General features: G+C 63.1%; 5 protein-coding genes. 3 read left to right on the forward strand and 2 right to left on the reverse strand.

The window, feature by feature from the left end:
• Window positions 1–24: 24 nt before the first annotated feature.
• Window positions 25–645, reverse strand: coding sequence for a response regulator (locus tag AC1D00_RS34625; protein ID WP_477013775.1), 621 nt, complete (start codon window positions 643–645; stop codon window positions 25–27).
• A 408-nt stretch (window positions 646–1053) separates the two neighbouring features.
• Here AC1D00_RS34625 and AC1D00_RS34630 point away from each other — a divergent pair, with 408 nt between their 5' ends.
• The 3 genes from AC1D00_RS34630 to AC1D00_RS34640 all read left to right on the forward strand — a co-directional run bounded on the left by AC1D00_RS34630 (window position 1054) and on the right by AC1D00_RS34640 (window position 2336).
• Window positions 1054–1386: a nuclear transport factor 2 family protein gene (locus AC1D00_RS34630; protein WP_477013776.1), complete on the forward strand. Its 333-nt coding sequence runs from the start codon at window positions 1054–1056 to the stop codon at window positions 1384–1386.
• A gap of 112 nt (window positions 1387–1498) precedes the next feature.
• Window positions 1499–1843, forward strand: coding sequence for a DUF1236 domain-containing protein (locus AC1D00_RS34635; RefSeq protein WP_477013779.1), 345 nt, complete (start codon window positions 1499–1501; stop codon window positions 1841–1843).
• A 103-nt stretch (window positions 1844–1946) separates the two neighbouring features.
• Window positions 1947–2336 carry a hypothetical protein gene (locus tag AC1D00_RS34640; protein WP_477013777.1) on the forward strand — a complete coding sequence of 130 codons (390 nt, stop codon included), beginning with the start codon at window positions 1947–1949 and terminating at the stop codon, window positions 2334–2336.
• Between the two features lie 64 nt (window positions 2337–2400).
• Here the strand turns inward: AC1D00_RS34640 and AC1D00_RS34645 are convergent, their stop codons facing one another.
• The gene (locus tag AC1D00_RS34645; protein ID WP_477013778.1) at window positions 2401–2784 is read right to left on the reverse strand and encodes a hypothetical protein; all 384 of its coding nucleotides are present in this window, start codon (window positions 2782–2784) and stop codon (window positions 2401–2403) included.
• Between the last annotated feature and the right edge of the window lie 96 nt (window positions 2785–2880).

Consider the following 2880-nt stretch of genomic DNA (forward strand, 5'->3'; position numbering starts at 1 on the left):
AGGTGGTGCTGGCTCCCCGCTGCGTCAATGCAGGTCGATCTCGACCGCGATCCGGACGAGGTCCGAATGATTTTTGGCGCCGAGCTTGGTCTTGAGCATCGAGGTCGTGTTGGCGACGGTCTTGTAGGAGACGCCGAGTTCGGATGCCACTTCGGCGATCCGGTCGCCCCGGCCCAGGAGCCTTAGGATCTCGAGTTCGCGCGCGCTCATCTGCGTCAAGGGACTGGCCTTGACCGCCGCGCCGGCGAAAGTCGTGGCTTCGGCCAATCTGGGCGAGACGAAGCGTTCGCCCGCTGCGACCTTCCTGATCGCCTTCGCAAGGAGCCGCGGATCGTCGCTCTTGGAGACATAGCCCTGGACGCCCATTTCGACCGCGCGCACCACGAATGCCGGATCGTCGCTCACGCTGAGGATGACGATCCTGGCGGCCGGATCGTCCTTACGGATACGCCGCGTCAACTCGAAGCCGGTGAGGTCGGGAAGCCTTACGTCCACGACCGTGACATCGGGATGGTTCTGCAGGTACGCCTGGTGGCCCGCCTTCGCGTCGGAAGCCTCGAGGATCTCGACGGAGGGGTCCGACGTGAACAAGGCCCGGCAGCCGGTCACGACAACCGGATGGTCGTCGACGATCAGTACCCGCATGACGATCTCGTCCTCATTCGCACGTCGTTGCCTCCTCCAGTTGTGGAGAACGTCGCGAGCGCAGTGTTGGTTTCGAAATGACCGAGGGGTATGTCGGTCGGGCTGAGGAGCACGGCGCAAAAGGTTTGGAATGGTCTTTCGTTCAGAAGGAGTTGCTGCCGATCGCTCTGATGATCCTGAGCGCGCTGGCGCCTCCACGCGTAATCTCCAGTTTGCGTGCGAAGACGAGCGAACAATCGAGCGCTGCAGCCTTCCGATCCCTAACGGCGCAGACGTGCGCGGGACCTAAACGGGAGCAGAACCGACGGTTCATCCACCATTCAAGTCGCACGGCGTAATCAGACCCTGCCACCGGGGACAACTGAAAGGTGGACCATGTCGGGAACTGACTTCGATCCCATCGCAATCGTGATCGATTGGTTGGACGCATGCCGCGAGCGCCGTCTCGAGGACTTGCTTGCGCTGTATGCAGATCAGGCGACGCTCGATTGCTGCAGTGGAGATCGATTCGTCGCACGGCCCGGTCTGCGTCGCTACTGGGCGGCCAAGCTGCGCGGCGCAACGTCGACTTCATTCGTGCTCGACGAAGTCTATCCGGAGCAGGACTGCATTCGGCTCGACTATCGCGATTACGACGGTGCCGTTGCGAGCACGAAATTCTGGTTCGATGCTGCCGGCGGCATCGTCAGGACGCTCTGCACACCGATAGTACAGGAAGACCCAAGCTCCCAGGCGGCTTGACCATCGAACAGTCGCCCGTCGGGAAAAAGCGGCAAAAATCTATCCTTACTCAGGAACTTCGGTGGCGGGTCGAGGTTCTCGCTGCGTCGCATCAAGCGGCAAGGAGAACATGATGAAGAAATTGCTGCTGATTACCGCCGCCGCTGCGCTGCTCTCGACCGGCGCGATGGCGCAGTCCACCGTCGTCACGACCACAGGCACCGGACACACCGCTGCGGTGCAGATCGAGCCCGAGTATCGCACCAAGATCCGCTCCTACGTCACGGAGCATAAGATCAGGCCGATCGAGAGCCGCGAGAAGATCGTCGTTGGTTCGCCCGTCCCACGCGAAGTCGAGCTCGAGGCGGTTCCCGCCGAGTGGGGTCCTTCGTTGACCAAGTACCGTTACGTCTACTCGGGCGAGCGCGTGATGCTCGTTGATCCGTCGACCCGGACGGTGGTCCAAGAGGTCGAATAGTTTCGTCGCGGCGGGCCCTGAAACGGGCCCGCCATCCGCCGACAAGCCAAGCTGCGAGCGGCGGTCCATGCCGATCATCAGATATTTCGTTTTCGTCGGGAGTGTGCTCGTCGCGCTGCTGTTTGCGATCGACCGGTACCTGCCGATGCCGCCTGAGACCAGGCATGCTTCCGATCCGGACAAGACCATCATCCGGATCCACTCGGCGCGTAGCCTTCCGGAGAAGATCATATTCGACACGCGGACACGGACCGCTGCGCCGGCGTTGGCGAACGTAGACCCCATTCCGGAAGCGGTGGAACATGCCTCGGGCGATGTCCTATCCGCGATGGCTGCAGCACCGTCCCCGTCCGCCACGAAAAGCGAGGCGCCGGTCCGCAAGCGTGCCGAGAATCGTCTTCGCAAAAAGACCGCAGCCAAGCCTTCGATGATGACGCCGGACCGACGGATGGCGTCGGAGCGGCGCGAATTCCTTGCAGGTAGCTGGTGGTGACCTGCGGCGCCTGCAAACGGACGGGCCGCGTCCGTCCGGAGCGCGGCCCGAACGTCGTCGTGATTCACCAATGATGATGCCAGCGGTGCCGCACAACCGGGTATCCGCCCCCGTAGTAGGCGTACGCCGGCCTGACGACCCGACGGTACCGGTAGCCGTAGGACACCGGTGCCGAGTAGTAGGTCCTGGTGGCATAGCCTCCCCACCGATAGGGCGCATCGTACCCATCGTCGTAGGCGTAGGGCCCGCCGTAATACCCGGCGCCGTAGTAGCCTGGGCCGCCGTAGTAGCCGTAGCCCGGGCCCCAGCCGTACGCCGAAGAGGCGACGCCGCCGATCACCGCACCCGCGATCAGTCCGCCTGCGATGCCTGGACCCCACCCGCCCCGCCAATGGGCTTCGGCGGGCGATGTCGTTGCGATCGAGCCGACGCCCAGAGCGCCTACCATGGCCACCACCATTGCAATCTTCTTCATCGAGGTTCTCCTTTCCTAGCTACCCGGCGAACAACGGGAAAAAGCGGCAATGGTTGCCCTCCTCAGAAG

Source organism: Bradyrhizobium sp. P2_E8, assembly GCF_056403875.1.